A 15,251-nucleotide genomic window follows, 5' to 3' on the forward strand; every position below is an offset into this window, starting at 1 on the left:
CAGTGAAACTGCGTATAGTGGGAGAAGATGCCCTAATGGTCTATTTTGGAGACGTCGTGGATGCTCAGACTTCCGCTCGTGTCCAGGCCGCCACCAGCGCCATCGAGTATGTCATGGGCGAGGACCTTATCGATCTGGTGCCCTCCTATGCATCGGTACTGATTCTCTATAACCCTTTGCGCACCAATCACCTAAGCGTAGCAAGGCGCGTGCGGGGCGCCCTTAGCAATGTGTCCACACCCACCGTCCTCGAGCGTCGCACTGTGGTGCTACCAGTCTACTACGCCCCCGAGGTAGGTATCGATCTGGAGTCCCTGGCTGAGCGCGCCGGTCTGTCCGTCAGCAAAGTGATCGACCTGCACGCAAGCAGCGAATACAGAGTCTACGCCATTGGTTTCGCGCCCGGCTTTGCCTATCTGGGAGAAGTGGATGAACGCATTGCGGCGCCCCGCCTGGCAACCCCCAGAGCCAGTGTCCCGCGAGGGTCAGTTGCCATAGCCGATCGTCAGACCGCCGTTTATCCTTCCGTTTCACCGGGTGGCTGGAACCTGATCGGCCGCTGCCCGGTGCCAATGTTCGACCCCGGCGCCCAACCCTGCATGCCGGTAGCCGTCGGCGATACGGTGCACTTTGAACCCATCAGTCGCGAGCGCTTTCTGACACTAGGAGGCGATCTAGCATGAGTATGCGCGTAGTCCAGTCAGGCATGCTCAGCCTGCTGCAGGACAGCGGACGCCAGGGTCAGCACCGCCTCGGGCTGAGCAATGGAGGACCGATGGACCGAGAAGCGTTCCACTACTGCAACCGCCTACTGCAAAACTCGCCCGCTAGCACCGCCATCGAAATCAGTGTTGGCGGTCTGCAACTGGAAACTCTCGTCGATACCTATATTTGCCTCACGGGTGCACCTATGCCGCTCAGCATTAACGGCCAAGAGAAGTCTTTGTGGGCCGTGCAACGCGTATACGCCGGCGACATCATACAGATCGGTTTCGCCAGATCAGGCTGTCGTAGTTATTTCGGCGTGGCTGATGGCTTCACCATCAAAGCCTATTTTGGCAGTACCGCAACCGTGGTGAGGGAAAATATCGGGGGCTTGCGGGGCCATAGCTTACAGGTTGGAGATCAACTGCCCTGCCCCACTGTAACTGCGCGCAAACAGTATTATTTGGCCGACAGGGATCAGCCCCGCTATCAGAATACGCTCACTGTCCGCGTCATCCCGGGCTACCAGCAGCGCCATTTCAACCGGGTCGAACAACGTCGATTTTTCGGTAGCACCTATAAAATATCCGAGCGCTGCGACCGTATGGGCTATCGGCTGGAGGGGCCCGTCATCAAATGCGATATCAAGGGCGTCTTGTCCGAAGGCATCTGCTTTGGCGCCATCCAATTACCGCCGGACGGACAACCGATCGTGCTGCTCAATGACCGCCAAACCATCGGGGGCTATCCCAAAATTGGCGCAGCGTTGTCGCTGGATGCCGCACGCATGACCCAATTGGTGCCCGGGAGCAGCGTGCATTTTGCTCCCATAACCCGCCACACCGCCCACAAGGCCCTGCAGCTGGCTCAGCGTTTTACATTACGCAAGCCTCTGCAAGAGCGTCGACAATGAATGAGCAGCAACTGAGCGAGTCTATTGAACAACTGTTGGTGTCGAGAAATGTGCGCCACATGACCGTCGCTCAAGCAGCCCTCCAGCCCGGCTACTATCTGCGCGCCGCACGACACCTGCGAAACAGCACCGGCACGGTTATCATTGGTACCGGATTTCCCGTTTCCAGCACCTTTGAAACCGATGGACCGGTCGGTGCCATAGCACTGTACCAAGCTCTAGAAGCGCTGGGGGCGCGTCCCTATATCGCATGCGGGGCACCGTTGTCACGCGCACTGGCTCCGGATTACCGTGTATTGAACTTGACCGCACGCAACCTAGAGGCGGCGCGTATAGAGGCTACGACGCAACTATTGGCCTTACAACCGCACGCTATTGTCGCGATCGAGCGTCCCGGCATTGCCGCAGATGGCCGCTACTACAATATGCACGGGGAAGATATTACCGCTCACTGTTTTTATTTCGACCCCTTCATCAGCCAAGCGAATTGCCCTACCATTGCGATTGGAGATGGTGGCAACGAAATCGGCATGGGGAATATAGCCACAGCTTTGACCCGCCTGGACATCACCGCCTCGGTTACCTGCTGCAATGAACTGCTGGTAGCCGATGTCTCCAACTGGGGCGCCTATGGCCTAATCGCTTTTTTGGGTTTATGGTCGCAGCAAGACCTGCTGGCAAACATCTCGCCGGAGGACTTGCTTCACTATCTCTCCGCCCGCGGCAGTGTTGACGGCGTGACCAGACAAAATACGCTCACCGAAGACGGGCTACTGCCCTTTGAGGGAGCAAACATCATTGAGCAACTGCGCGTGCTCACACATTTTTTGCCGCGCGCACTATAGCGCGGCTGCAGTGAAACAATGGGCACATGAATGAGTACTGTTTACCTAAACGGCAATTATATCCCAATGAATGAGGCCCGCATCTCGCCGATGGATCGCGGCTTCCTATTCGGCGACGGTATCTACGAGGTAGTACCCTCCTACGACGGCCAACTCGTCGGCCTTGCGCCGCACCTGAAACGCATGCAGGACGGGCTGGACGCGATAGGAATCGAACTGCGTGTGGATTACGACCATTGGCGAGAGATTGCGTTACAACTGATTGCGCGCAATGGCAGTGGCAACCTCGGGCTCTATTTTCATGTCAGCCGCGGCGCCGACACGAAGCGTAACCACGCCTACCCCGATGACCTCGCACCCACTATTTTCGCTTTCGCCTATGAGATTCCATCTGCACCCGTAGCAGACAAAAATGCGACAACACCCTTTAGCGTTATCACGGCAAAGGATCTACGCTGGCAGCGCTGTAATATTAAATCGACCTCACTGCTTGGCAATGTTATGCATTATCAGCAAAGCCACACGGGAGGTCATAATGAAACCATTCTCTACAACGACCGAGATGAAATTACAGAGGCCTCTTCGTGCAACGTCTACGTCATTAAAAATGGCATCGTTGCGACCCCGCTATTGGATGAACAAAAACTCCCCGGTATCACCCGCGACACGCTACTGGAAATTTTGCGTCGTGATGGCAGCATTGCCATCGAAGAACGCGTCGTCACATTAGCTGAACTGAATGATGCTGATGAGGTATGGCTGTCCAGTTCCAGTCGGGATATCGTACCGGTGATTGCGATTGACGAAAAGCCTGTCGCCGACGGCAACATCGGTGATGTATGGCTGGTGGCGCAAACTCTCTACGCCACTCATAAGTTTGATTTCTGATGGCCAGACCCACTCAAGCAAAACTAGATCTTGGCGCGCTACGACACAATGTCAGTGTGGCGCGTAAACTGGCGCCGCACTCTAAATTGATGGCCGTGGTAAAAGCCAATGCCTATGGCCACGGCGCGGCAACGATTGCCGCTGCATTGCAACCCAATGTAGATGCTTTGGCTGTTGCGAGCCTCGAAGAAGCCGCTGCACTGCGTGATGTCGGCATTACACTGCCCATACTGCTTTTAGAGGGTATCTTCGAGGCATCCGAATTGGGTATAGCCGCGCAACTTGGGGTATGGCTGAGCATCCACAACGAACAACAGCTGCAGTGGCTAGAAGATGCAACATTGTCTGCGCCGCTGCCCAGTTGGCTCAAGGTCGACACCGGCATGAATCGGCTCGGTGTCACGCCAGCAAGCGCCTTGCAGTGCTACCAACGCCTGATGGCCACGCCCAACGCTGCTGACAACATCGTGACCTACACGCATTTTGCCTCGGCAGATGATGTACACAATCAACAAACGCAGCGACAAATTGCTGTGTTCGATGACCTGCCTTTTAGCGCAGCACGCAGCGCAGCCAATTCAGCGGCGTTGCTGGCCTGGCCACTGGCGCATTACGACTGGGTTCGCCCGGGTTACATGCTCTATGGTAATTCGCCCATGGCACAGGATCACCCCAATGCACAAACTCTGAAACCGGTCATGTCACTGACCTCTGCGGTGATCGCCCTCCACGACGTTGCGGTGGGTGAATCTGTCGGGTACGGCGGCACTTGGGTTGCACAGCGGCCCTCCGTGATCGCCACGGTGACTGTTGGCTATGGCGACGGCTATCCTCGCGAGGCGCCTAACGGTACGCCGGTACTCGTCAACGGGCAACGTGCCACACTCGCAGGCCGCGTCTCCATGGACATGATTACTGTCGACGTGACAGACATCCAAAACGTTCAACGCGGCGCCGAAGTCGTGTTGTGGGGCGCAGGCCTGTCACTGGGAGAAGTGGCTCGCTGGGCCAACACTATCGGTTATGAACTCACCACACGGATGCCGCAGCGCACACCCAGGGTTGTCGTCAATGCCTAGCCAAAGATTTGCAGCCTATGCGCTGTGGTCGACACGCCAGGCGGATAAGCATCGACGAGGTCAATATGCCGTCCGATGAGCAGACGTGCACGCTACTGCACCATTTAATCGAACGACATGCCGTCGAGCGACCCGACAGCGTCGCGTTGTGGTGGCACGGTGACGCGATCAACTATGCCAGTCTCTACCGCAATGCGGTGTCTACGGGAACACGCTTGGCCGCCAGCGGCGCCGCAGGCGATCGCATAGCGGTACTGTCGTGGAACTGCCCCCAGTTTGTAGAACTGATTTATGGCGCCACTGCCGCGGGTAGAATTCTGGTGCCGCTGAACGCCAGACTTGCACCCGCAGAATTAATCTATCAGCTGCAATCTGCTGGCGTGACTATGCTGTTCGGTGACCGGGAATTACTGCAGCCGGTACTAACACACGCTGACTTTTCACCCGCTATTCAGACTGTTTATCTGAACGAAGACTATATCAACTGGCGCGAGCCTGGCCCCCGCGAACCACTGCCGGCGACTAACCCCGAGGATCCGGCATGGATACTGTTTACCTCTGGTTCCACCGGTCGGCCCAAGGGGGCGATGTTAAGTCATCGTTCATTGATGGCGGGATTACGCTCAGCGGCACTGTCACGACCGGTGCAGCCATCCGATAAATACTATTACCCCTTTCCGTTATTTCACGTATCCGCTCACAATGTCCTGCTACAACATTTGTACGGTGCCGCTGTTGTCCTGGCGCGCTCATTCGATGCCGCTGACACCCTCACAGCCTGCAGTGAACTACAGGTGACGACAATGTCCCTCGCGCCGACCATGATCGCCCTATTATTGGATCACCCTGGCTTCACTCCGGCGCACCTGAACTCAGTGCGCACCATCGGTTATGGCGCCTCGGCTATGCCTCAGACACTGTTGCAGAGGCTGCTGACCGACACCAATGTAGGCCTGTGCCAAAGTTACGGCATGACAGAACTCGCCGGCAGTGTGTCATTCCTCACGGTAGAGGATCATCAAAGAGCCGCCCTAGATCGGCCGGAGTTACTGCAATCGGTAGGCCGCCCCCTCGCCACGGCGCAACTCAAATTGATCGACGAACAAGGGCATGAATGCGCCACAGGCGCAGTCGGAGAGATTCTGGTCAAGGCCGCACAGTGCATGATCGGATACTGGGATGATGATGCCGCCACTGCACTGGCAATGGACAATGGCTGGTTACTCACCGGAGACATCGGCCGCTTTGACGACGACGGTTACCTGTACATTGTCGACCGCAAGAAAGACATGATTATCAGCGGCGGGGAAAATATTGCGTCCCGAGAAGTCGAGGAAGTTTTGCGCCAACACGCGTCAGTCAGGGATTGTGCCATCATCGGCTTGCCACACCCCAGGTGGGGAGAAAGTCCCTGCGCAATAGTACGACTCAGGAATGATGCCAGCGACTCGGAGCTCCACACTCACTGCCGCGCATTCCTAGCCCGTTACAAAACCCCCAGACGATGGATACGCGTCGATGAGCTGCCTCTCAACGCCTCCGGGAAAATCGACAAGCCTCTCCTCAGGCGACTCTATGCACCCTCGAGCTAGCGGTTGTCCTGTGAATCAAGAAAATCGGAAAACGCATTCTCGTAGAGTTTGAACAACACCAACGCGAGCGAAAACACGAGGGGGCCATAAATAAGACCGATCAATCCGAACACCTGAAGGCCTCCGATAATCGAGAAAAAAACCACCACAGTGCTCATGCTCGCACCCTGCATTAACAGAGGGCGTAAAAAGTTATCGATTGACCCCGTCACCACGACGCCCCACACCACCAAAAATCCGGCCCAACCCATTTCACCTGTAAACGCCAAATACAGCGCCGCCGGCACCCAAATCAATGCTGTGCCCACCAACGGTATCAGCGAGGTAAACGCCATCACCGCACCCCAGAAAAGACCCGGAAATCCGGCAAGCCACAAACCGAACCCGCCCACAATACCCTGAGCGATGGCCGTTAATAAAGAGCCCATCAGAGCCGATTTGCTGACAGTTTGCACCTCATCAAACAGCGTATCTTCCGCGCTACGGGACAATGGCAGAGCGCGATGCATGAAAGCGATTAATTTTTCATGGTCGCGCAGCACAAAAAACAATACGAACAGCAACAACATGAAATGCACGACGAACAGGGTCATGCTGCCCAATATCGATGTCGATATTGAGGCAAAGTGGCTCCCCATTGCGCCCGCAGCTGCTAGCGCTTTGGCGCGGATATTGTCGGGGTCGAGTGCGCCCTCTGGCAAAATCTGCGTCACCCGCAGTTGAGCTTCATGCAACCAGGGATGCGACATAAGCTGATGTATATTGTCTGAGGTTGCCCATTCCCGAACGACCACAGAGTAGCTAATACCCTGCTTAAGGACAGCGACCAACAACACCAATGTGGGCAACAAAATTATCAATAACAGCGCCAGACAACTGATAAGCGAAGCGATGGTTTCACGCCCTCGCAATAAAGAAACTAGACGCTCATGAGCCGGATATGCCAATAAGCCAATCAATATGGCCATAATAATGGGCTGCAGGAAGGGTTTGACCATCCAGTAGCAGCCGTACAACGCGACCCCAAGAAAAATTAGCAACACCACGCGATGGGCGCTACCCTCAAACTGAGACTGCATAGGTGTATTCTCTCTTTAGGGCAAGTGGCAACAGAGCTAACATAGAGCTTTTTCAGAAAAAATCAACGCCAACGAGCGCATTTTAGGGCAGGCCAGATTGGTTGCATTACGAATAAACAATCAATCATTGGCTGGATTTTTCTGCTGATCCTGTTTATGTTGTGGCGACAAAGAAACCCCTTATTGGATACAAAACAAACATTATGCATATTCCAGACAACGCGCCCGTCATCATAGGCACTGGACAAAAGACTTGGCATTCAACGGATGTAAGCAGAACACCCCTAGACGCACTTTGCGCAGCTGCGACAGCCGCTATTGATGACGCGGGGCACAGTGGCATAACGTCCGCCATCGACACGGTCGCCATGATTAGATTTATCGCCGACACGACCCCCGGCACCGGCGCACTGTTCCCTCGCAATCCCGGCAGACAGTTAAGCCATCGCCTAGGCATTACTGATGCAAAAATTTTTCAGGGTACGATCGGCGGCAACACGCCACAATACCTCATCAATCATTTCGCCGGGAAACTGGCGCGCGGCGAACACGACGTCGTCTTGCTCGCTGGCGCAGAACTGCTGGCGACGCTGTTTTCGGCGCTGCGCTCTGGAGGAGACATTTCGGCTTGGAGCGGAGAGACAGAGGCCCAGCCCACAACGGTGGGGCAAGAACGAGAGGGACACAACGCGATAGAGTTGGCGCATGGGCTCTATGAACCGATTAATACGTACCCCCTGTTTGAGAATAGTCTGAGACATCACCTTGGCACCAGCCAGGAACATCACACGGCTCACATCGCCGAGATCTGCAGCCGCATGAGCCTGGTGGCTGCCGGTAACCCTCATGCTTGGAAACAGCAATTCCAGAGTGCTGAAGAGATCAGCACTGTCGTGCAAAAGAATCGTTATATCGGATACCCCTACACGCGCGCCATGAATCCCATTCTGGAAGTTGACATGGCTGCCGCGGTAATCATGACTACCGCCCGCAAGGCACGCCAGATGGGCATCGACCCAAGCGCCTGGGTCTACTTGCGCGGCGGTACTGACGTTAACGATATCTGGTATGTCAGCGAGCGACCTAACCTCCACAGTTCCCCGGCCATCAAGGCGGCATGGGAGTCTGTATCAGCGCGCGCAGGCATCGCTTTGGATGAAATTTCAAACTTCGATATCTACAGCTGTTTCCCCAGTGCGGTAGAGGTCGCCTGCAACGAAATTGGGTTGTCGCCGCTCGACAACCGCGGGGTCACTGTCACTGGCGGCTTGCCCTTCTTCGGCGGGCCCGGCAACAACTACTCTCTGCATGCAATTGCACAGATGATCACGTCTCTGCGCGACACCGGTGGCGGGCATGGACTGGTCACCGCCAATGGCATGTACCTCACGAAACACTCGCTGGGCATATACTCGACAGAACCTCCCACTGAAGCCTGGCAAGACATAGACAGCCACGCGCTACAACAACGTATCGATGAATCTCCACGACTGTCAGTGGCCTCCGACCCTGCCGGTACTGCCACCATAGAGACCTACACTGTGAGCTTTGGCCGGGAAGGACCCAAACGAGGGATTGTCATCGGGCGTAATCAAGCGGGGCAACGAATTGTTGCCAACACTGGCACCGATGTCGACACACTGAATCAGCTGATGGCACAGGACCCGATCGGGCACAGCGGCAATGTGCGCGTCGAGGACGGGATTAGTGTCTTCGAACTGTAAGAGTACGCCCTAGGACAAGGGTCACTATGCTTCGACAGACAATGTTGCGGTATATGCCTATAACTAAAGCTGAAGCAGCACCAAGCATCGTTATCCTTTATACTGACAAATCGAACGTCTAAATAGGTATCTCACTGTGACTTTATCTTTAAACTCTTTCGACACCCTTTCAACGCTGGACGTTAACGGTAAAATCTACCAGTACTTCGCTGTCAATGGTGGGGCGCTGGCGACGCACAGTACCGTGGCCCGCCTCCCGGTGTGCAGTAAAATTCTTCTCGAAAACTTGTTGCGCCACGAGGATGGCATGAGCTGCACGCGCGAGGATATCGAGACGCTAGCAGGTAGCGCAGGAGGCGGCTCCGATCAAGAAATCGCCTACCACCCCACGCGCGTGCTGATGCAAGATTTTACCGGCGTGCCGGCCGTGGTGGATCTGGCGGCCATGCGCGACGCCCTAGTCAAACGGGGTATCGACCCAGAAAGAATTAATCCGTTATCGCCCGTCGACCTCGTCATCGATCACTCAGTGAGCATTGACAAGTTTGGCAGTAAAAATGCCTTCGAACAGAACGTGGCTATAGAAATGCAGCGCAACCACGAACGCTATGAATTCCTGAAATGGGGTCAGGGTGCGTTCGACGATTTCAGAGTAGTACCGCCGGGCACCGGCATCTGTCATCAGGTTAATCTGGAATACCTTGCACAGGTTGTGCGGCACCAACCCACAGATAGCACACCCCTCGCTTGTCCCGACACACTGGTAGGCACAGACAGCCACACCACTATGATTAATGGCCTAGGTGTTCTCGGCTGGGGCGTTGGCGGCATCGAAGCTGAAGCGGCCATGCTGGGACAACCGATCTCAATGCTGATACCGGACGTTGTCGGTTTTGAGCTTACTGGCCAGATGCGCGAAGGCATTACCGCAACCGATCTGGTGTTGCAGGTAGTACAAATGCTCAGAGCACAGGGTGTGGTGGGCAAGTTTGTAGAATTTTACGGTAGCGGACTTGACCACCTACCGCTGTCTGATCGCGCCACTATTGCTAATATGTCGCCGGAGTATGGGGCCACCTGTGGCTTCTTTCCGGTTGATGCCCAGACACTCACCTATCTGCGACTCACAGGGCGTGATGAAGACACTGTCTCTCTGGTGGAGGCTTACTGCAAAGCACAGGGCATGTGGCGTGACCACAACTACATCACACCCAATTTCGCCGCCACACTGCAGCTGGATATGTCCACGGTCGAACCGAATCTCGCCGGCCCTAGACGCCCGCAGGACCGCGTCACGGTGCGCGATTTACGTGAAGCGGTCGATCAGTTCATTGAACTGGATGGTAAATCCGACCAGCTAGAAACGGCGTTCCCGCTCGCCGACACCACAGAGTCAATGCACCACGGTGATGTCGTCATTGCTGCCATTACCTCGTGTACCAATACCTCCAATCCAGCGGTGATGATTGGCGCTGGACTAGTGGCACAAAAGGCTCTCGCACTCGGTTTGCAGCGCAAGCCTTGGGTAAAGTCTTCACTGGCACCTGGATCAAAAGTGGTCACAGACTACCTGAAGAAGGCCGGACTACAGAGCTCATTAGATGCGCTAGGTTTCAATCTGGTGGGCTATGGCTGCACCACCTGCATCGGCAACTCGGGGCCACTACCGGACGCAGTGGAAGAGACTATCGCGGCCAATGACTTGGTAGCTTGCTCAGTACTCTCGGGCAACCGCAACTTTGAAGGGCGTATTCATCCACTGGTGAAAGCCAACTGGCTTGCGTCTCCACCGCTTGTAGTGGCCTATGCCCTGGCCGGTACCACCCGTATCGATCTGAGCCAGGAACCACTGGGAGATGACACAGAGGGTAATCCGGTGTATCTGCGAGACATCTGGCCCAGTAATGCCGAGATCGCAGATCTGGTACAGACCGTGCATACCGACATGTTCAAAAAGGAGTACGGTGCCGTGTTCGACGGTGATCAAACATGGCAGTCGATAAAGACTAGCGACGGCGCCACCTACGCGTTCTCAGAAGATTCCACCTATATTCAGCTCCCGCCCTTCTTTGAAGAACAGTATCAAGGTAACCAACACAATATCCTGGCTGCGCCCATGCTGGCGATGCTGGGTGACTCCGTCACCACTGACCACATATCGCCGGCTGGGGCGATTCCACTAGACAGTCCTGCAGCGCAATACCTGCGTACGCACGGTGTCAACGAAACCGACTTCAACTCCTACGGTTCACGGCGCGGCAACCACCAAGTGATGATGCGCGGCACCTTTGGAAATATCCGTATCCGCAATGAAATGACACCATCGCTGGAAGGGGGCTACACCCGCCTCAATGGCGCTACCGAACCGATGTTCATTTACGATGCGGCTATGGACTACCAGTCTCGAGGCATCAGCACAGTGGTTGTCGCGGGAAGCGAATACGGCACCGGATCCAGTCGCGACTGGGCGGCAAAGGGGACTCTACTCCTCGGCGTTAAGGCTGTTATCGTAGAAAGCTTCGAGCGCATACACCGCTCCAATCTGGTCGGCATGGGTGTCCTTCCGCTACAGTTTATGCCTGGGGACACACGCAAAACGTTAGCATTGCAAGGCGATGAGTGCTTCGACATTCTCGACCTTGAGGGCGAGCTAACGCCGCAACAGCTATTGCCAGCCGTCATTCACTACCCGTCTGGGGAGCGTCGCGAAATACAGCTGCAGTCCCGACTCGACACTGCGGTGGAAGTAGAATACTACCGCGCCGGTGGTGTGCTGACCTATGTGCTAAACCGGATTGCCAATCAGCCCTGATAGGAGTAACGCCATGGGTAACATGCGCACCGAGAAAGACAGCATGGGCGAGATACAGGTGCCTGCTGCAGCACTTTACGGTGCGCAGACTCAAAGGGCCGTCGATAATTTCCACATTAGCGGCACCACCATGCCAGCACATTTGATTTGTGCACTCGGCCTCATCAAAGCCGCCGCCGCCCGCGCCAATGTCGAACTGGGGTTACTGGACGCCACTCTGGCTACCAGCATTGCCGATGCCGCCACCGCCGTCGCACAAGGACAGTATCAAGATCAGTTTCCCATCGACATATTCCAGACAGGTTCCGGCACCAGCACTAACATGAATGCCAACGAGGTCATTGCCAGTCTCGCCAGTCAACAACTGGGGCAAGCCGTGCATCCCAACGACCACGTCAACTGCAGTCAAAGTAGCAACGATGTCATTCCCACGGCAATTCACGTCAGCGCCGAACTAGCACTCGCCAACTTGTTGATGCCAGCACTGCACCATCTTACCGATGTCATTGCCTTACGCGAGGAGTCGCTGGCAGACAGCATAAAAACGGGACGCACGCACCTGATGGACGCCATGCCATTAAGTCTGGCGCAGGAACTGTCAGGCTGGCGCACACAGCTGCTACAAGCAGGACAGCGGATCAACGATTGTCGCTCACAGCTGCGCCAGTTGGCACAGGGCGGCACGGCAGTGGGTACGGGCGTCAATGCCGACCCCCAATTCGCCGCACGTTTTTGTTTTCATCTCAACGCATCAAGCGGACAGGCCTTCGAGCCTGCAGACAATTTTTTTGCGGCCCTTGCGAGTCAAGATGTGGCAGTAGCGCTTTCAGGCCAGCTCAAGGCACTGGCAGTCGCTCTCATGAAGATTGCCAACGACTTGCGATGGATGAACAGCGGCCCCTTATGCGGACTGGGTGAAATCAGCCTCAAGCCCCTGCAACCGGGCAGCAGCATCATGCCTGGCAAGGTTAATCCCGTCATACCGGAGGCAGTGGCTATGGCATCAGCACAAGTCATCGGCAACGACAGCACGATCACGATAGCCGGCCAGTCGGGTAACTTTCAGCTCAATGTGATGCTACCAGTGATAGCTTGCAACTTATTGCAGAGTATTAACTTAATGGCCAACAGTTGCACGGCACTGGCGGACAAGTGCTTTGCAGACTTTGTCGTGAATCACGATACGATCACGGCCAATCTGGCTAGAAATCCGATATTGGTCACGGCACTAAATGGATTGGTGGGCTATAGCAAAGCTGCCCAAATTGCCAAACGCGCGTATCAGGAAGGACGACCCGTGCTTGACGTCGCCGTCGAAATGACCGAGCTTTCTCGCAAGGAACTGACCACCCTGCTCGATCCGAAAAAACTCATCTAGCAGTCCCGGCGCACGTTTAAAACGAACATTCGGTGCGCGCCTTTTTATGTTAGTCGAGCAGCTGCACGGTAGTTGAACATACACTAGACCAAGCGTTCTAACAGGAGTCCATCATATTCCACAGCGTAATACGTTGAGGTACGATAGCCCTCACAAATCCACTACTTGAATGTGACTTGCGTGAACAAAGCAATACAATACGCGATTACCACTACACTGATACTGGCTCTGCTCATCGGGGCCTCTCTACTGTGGCTGCGCTTTGAGTTCGAGCGGGTGCAGCAGGATTCCGATACTCTATCGACCTGGGATCAGGTGTCGGTGCAAACCCTTGATGACGACCCCCAGATTCAACAACCCTGCCTGCACTATTATCCGGAAAAAAGAGCCTTTTTCGGCGACCTGCATGTCCATACCGCCGCATCGTACGATTCCACTTCATTTGGGGTGACCACCACCGTCGATGAGGCCTATAGTTTCGCTCGCGGCACACCTCTCCCGCTGCGCCTGCTCGGTGATCCCCCAGACTACCAGCCACCAATGCTAGACATCGGAACACCACTGGATTTTACAGCGGTCACCGACCATGCAGAGGCGCTGGGAGAAACACGCTTGTGCTACACCACCGACCACTCGGCTTACGGCAGTTTGGTCTGTCGTCTCTATCGGGGTGACGTGCGCCTGCCGGTGGAAGAAAAAATGCAATCTCTCATGCGCCTGGCTAGCTTTGCCATCTTTGGACAGGACCGCTCCACCAGAGTTTGCGGCGAGGACGGTTCATTGTGTCGCGACACAGCCGTGGAAGTCTGGCGCGAAAACCAGCGCAGCACCGAAGCGTGGCATGACCACAGCGAAGAGTGCGAATTCACCACTTTTCACGCTTATGAATACACACTGGCCGATCAAGCCAGCAACCTGCATCGCAACGTTATCTTCAAGTCGAGCACGGTGCCTCAGGCACCTCTGAGCGCTAAGGATGCACCCACACCGGAACAGCTATGGGGCTGGCTTGATGAGACCTGTATCGAGGGCAACGGCAGCTGCGACGTTCTGGCGATCCCGCACAACAGTAACTGGAGCAGCGGGCGCATGTGGTTCCCTTACACCAACCAGGACCTATCCTTACAGGAACAACAACGACTGGCGGCTTTGCGAGCGCGACTGGAGCCGCTGGCAGAAATGATGCAGGTAAAGGGTGACTCAGAGTGTCGCAACGGCATTGCCAGCGTTATCGGCGCTGCCGACGAACTGTGTGATTTCGAAAAACTACGTCCTCCCAGTGAAGTCATCCCCGATTGCGGCGAGAAGTTTAGCAGCGGGGGCATGATGCTCAAAGGCTGTGTCTCGCGCTACAGCTTTGTGCGTTATGCCTTGACCGCAGGGCTTTCAGAGGAACAAGCGTTAGGAGTCAATCCTTTCAAATTTGGTATTATCGCGGCCACAGATACCCATATCGGCGCGCCCGCTGGCGTTAAGGAAAACGGTTACCAGGGCTCGCACGGCAATGATCGAGGGATACAGAATCGACTCCTCGGTCAGGTCAACGTGCCTGGCGACATCGCAAAGGGCTCTCCCGTGCGTTACAACCCGGGCGGTATCGCTGGCATCTATGCGGTCGAAAACAGCCGCGATGCGCTATTCGCTGCAATGCAGCGCAAAGAAACGTTTGGCACTAGTGGCCCTCGTATCACCCCGCGCTTTTTTGCCGGATGGAATATCGATGCCGGCCTCTGTCAAAGTGACAACTATCTGGCTGAAGCCTACCGCGAAGGTGTGCCCATGGGAGCAGATATCCCTCCGGCTCCGTCAGGCGCAAAGTCCAGCCCAGTGTTTATTGCCAGCGCCAATCGCGATCCCCGCGACGGTGGCAACCTGTTGCAGCGCATTCAGATCATCAAAGGCTGGATCGACGACCAAGGTAGAACCCAGCAAGCGGTTTATGACGTCGCAGGTGCAAAAGACACTGACGCAAGCGTAGATCCGCAAACCTGTGCAGTATCGGGTCGAGGTTTTTCCCAGTTATGTGCCAGCTGGCAAGATCCAAATTTTGACCCACAGGTGGCCGCTGTTTATTACGCCAGAGTGTTGGAAAATCCCAGTTGCCGCTGGAGCCATTACGACTGCCTCAGCTTGGCCCCGGAACAACGGCCTCCCAGCTGCAGTGATCCCGAACTGCCCTGGCAGATTCAGGAACGCGCTTGGACATCGCCGATCTGGTATCGCCCCTAGCGATGCG

Annotated in this window: 11 protein-coding genes; 10 read left to right on the forward strand and 1 reads right to left on the reverse strand. The window is 55.5% G+C overall.

Annotated elements, in window-relative coordinates; genetic code table 11:
- Window positions 1-2 precede the first annotated feature (2 nt).
- The 6 genes from pxpB to ABXT62_RS10890 are packed head-to-tail and all read left to right on the forward strand — an operon-like array spanning window position 3 to window position 6,022.
- Window positions 3-683, forward strand: a complete 681-nt coding sequence (gene pxpB, locus ABXT62_RS10865; RefSeq protein ID WP_415355309.1) for a 5-oxoprolinase subunit PxpB — start codon at window positions 3-5, stop codon at window positions 681-683.
- On the forward strand, window positions 680-1,618 hold the full coding sequence (locus tag ABXT62_RS10870; protein ID WP_415355310.1) for a biotin-dependent carboxyltransferase family protein: 939 nt from the start codon (window positions 680-682) through the stop codon (window positions 1,616-1,618). Before pxpB ends, ABXT62_RS10870 begins: the two co-directional genes overlap by 4 nt.
- Complete coding sequence (locus tag ABXT62_RS10875; protein ID WP_415355311.1) at window positions 1,615-2,463, forward strand: glutamate cyclase domain-containing protein; 849 nt, start codon at window positions 1,615-1,617, stop codon at window positions 2,461-2,463. The genes ABXT62_RS10870 and ABXT62_RS10875 overlap by 4 nt, the downstream gene beginning before the upstream one ends.
- Window positions 2,464-2,493: 30 nt before the next feature.
- A complete protein-coding gene (locus ABXT62_RS10880; protein ID WP_415355312.1) occupies window positions 2,494-3,351 on the forward strand; it encodes an aminotransferase class IV in 858 nt (285 codons plus the stop codon).
- Window positions 3,351-4,430 (forward strand): alanine racemase, encoded by a 1,080-nt coding sequence (gene alr, locus ABXT62_RS10885; RefSeq protein ID WP_415355313.1) that lies wholly within the window; start codon window positions 3,351-3,353, stop codon window positions 4,428-4,430. The genes ABXT62_RS10880 and alr overlap by 1 nt, the downstream gene beginning before the upstream one ends.
- Window positions 4,431-4,447: 17 nt before the next feature.
- The gene (locus ABXT62_RS10890; protein ID WP_415355314.1) at window positions 4,448-6,022 is read left to right on the forward strand and encodes a class I adenylate-forming enzyme family protein; all 1,575 of its coding nucleotides are present in this window, start codon (window positions 4,448-4,450) and stop codon (window positions 6,020-6,022) included.
- Here the strand turns inward: ABXT62_RS10890 and ABXT62_RS10895 are convergent.
- The gene (locus ABXT62_RS10895) at window positions 6,019-7,101 is read right to left on the reverse strand and encodes an AI-2E family transporter (protein ID WP_415355315.1); all 1,083 of its coding nucleotides are present in this window, start codon (window positions 7,099-7,101) and stop codon (window positions 6,019-6,021) included. The two genes, ABXT62_RS10890 and ABXT62_RS10895, sit on opposite strands and share 4 nt — an antisense overlap.
- Before the next feature lie 203 nt (window positions 7,102-7,304).
- Here ABXT62_RS10895 and ABXT62_RS10900 point away from each other — a divergent pair, with 203 nt between their 5' ends.
- The 4 genes from ABXT62_RS10900 (at window position 7,305) to ABXT62_RS10915 (ending at window position 15,244) form a co-directional block, all read left to right on the forward strand.
- The gene (locus ABXT62_RS10900; protein WP_415355316.1) at window positions 7,305-8,825 is read left to right on the forward strand and encodes an acetyl-CoA acetyltransferase; all 1,521 of its coding nucleotides are present in this window, start codon (window positions 7,305-7,307) and stop codon (window positions 8,823-8,825) included.
- Between the two features lie 136 nt (window positions 8,826-8,961).
- Window positions 8,962-11,637 (forward strand): aconitate hydratase AcnA, encoded by a 2,676-nt coding sequence (acnA, locus tag ABXT62_RS10905; protein ID WP_415355317.1) that lies wholly within the window; start codon window positions 8,962-8,964, stop codon window positions 11,635-11,637.
- A 13-nt stretch (window positions 11,638-11,650) separates the two neighbouring features.
- Entirely contained in the window at window positions 11,651-13,015 is a 1,365-nt protein-coding gene (locus ABXT62_RS10910) for a class II fumarate hydratase (protein ID WP_415355318.1), read from the forward strand.
- A 180-nt stretch (window positions 13,016-13,195) separates the two neighbouring features.
- Entirely contained in the window at window positions 13,196-15,244 is a 2,049-nt protein-coding gene (locus tag ABXT62_RS10915) for a DUF3604 domain-containing protein (protein ID WP_415355319.1), read from the forward strand.
- Window positions 15,245-15,251 lie beyond the last annotated feature (7 nt).

The organism is Halioglobus sp. Uisw_031, assembly GCF_047729875.1.
In the GTDB taxonomy this organism is placed as follows: domain Bacteria; phylum Pseudomonadota; class Gammaproteobacteria; order Pseudomonadales; family Halieaceae; genus Marimicrobium.

Bases quoted from the DNA above. Each gene is read 5' to 3' on its own strand.
- ABXT62_RS10870 (WP_415355310.1), top strand. From the start codon at position 680: ATGAGTATGCGCGTAGTCCAGTCAGGCATGCTCAGCCTGCTGCAGGAC.
- alr (WP_415355313.1), top strand. From the start codon at position 3,351: ATGGCCAGACCCACTCAAGCAAAACTAGATCTTGGCGCGCTACGACAC.
- ABXT62_RS10875 (WP_415355311.1), top strand. From the start codon at position 1,615: ATGAATGAGCAGCAACTGAGCGAGTCTATTGAACAACTGTTGGTGTCG.
- ABXT62_RS10895 (WP_415355315.1), bottom strand. From the start codon at position 7,101: ATGCAGTCTCAGTTTGAGGGTAGCGCCCATCGCGTGGTGTTGCTAATT.
- ABXT62_RS10880 (WP_415355312.1), top strand. From the start codon at position 2,494: ATGAGTACTGTTTACCTAAACGGCAATTATATCCCAATGAATGAGGCC.
- ABXT62_RS10910 (WP_415355318.1), top strand. From the start codon at position 11,651: ATGGGTAACATGCGCACCGAGAAAGACAGCATGGGCGAGATACAGGTG.
- ABXT62_RS10890 (WP_415355314.1), top strand. From the start codon at position 4,448: ATGCGCTGTGGTCGACACGCCAGGCGGATAAGCATCGACGAGGTCAAT.
- ABXT62_RS10900 (WP_415355316.1), top strand. From the start codon at position 7,305: ATGCATATTCCAGACAACGCGCCCGTCATCATAGGCACTGGACAAAAG.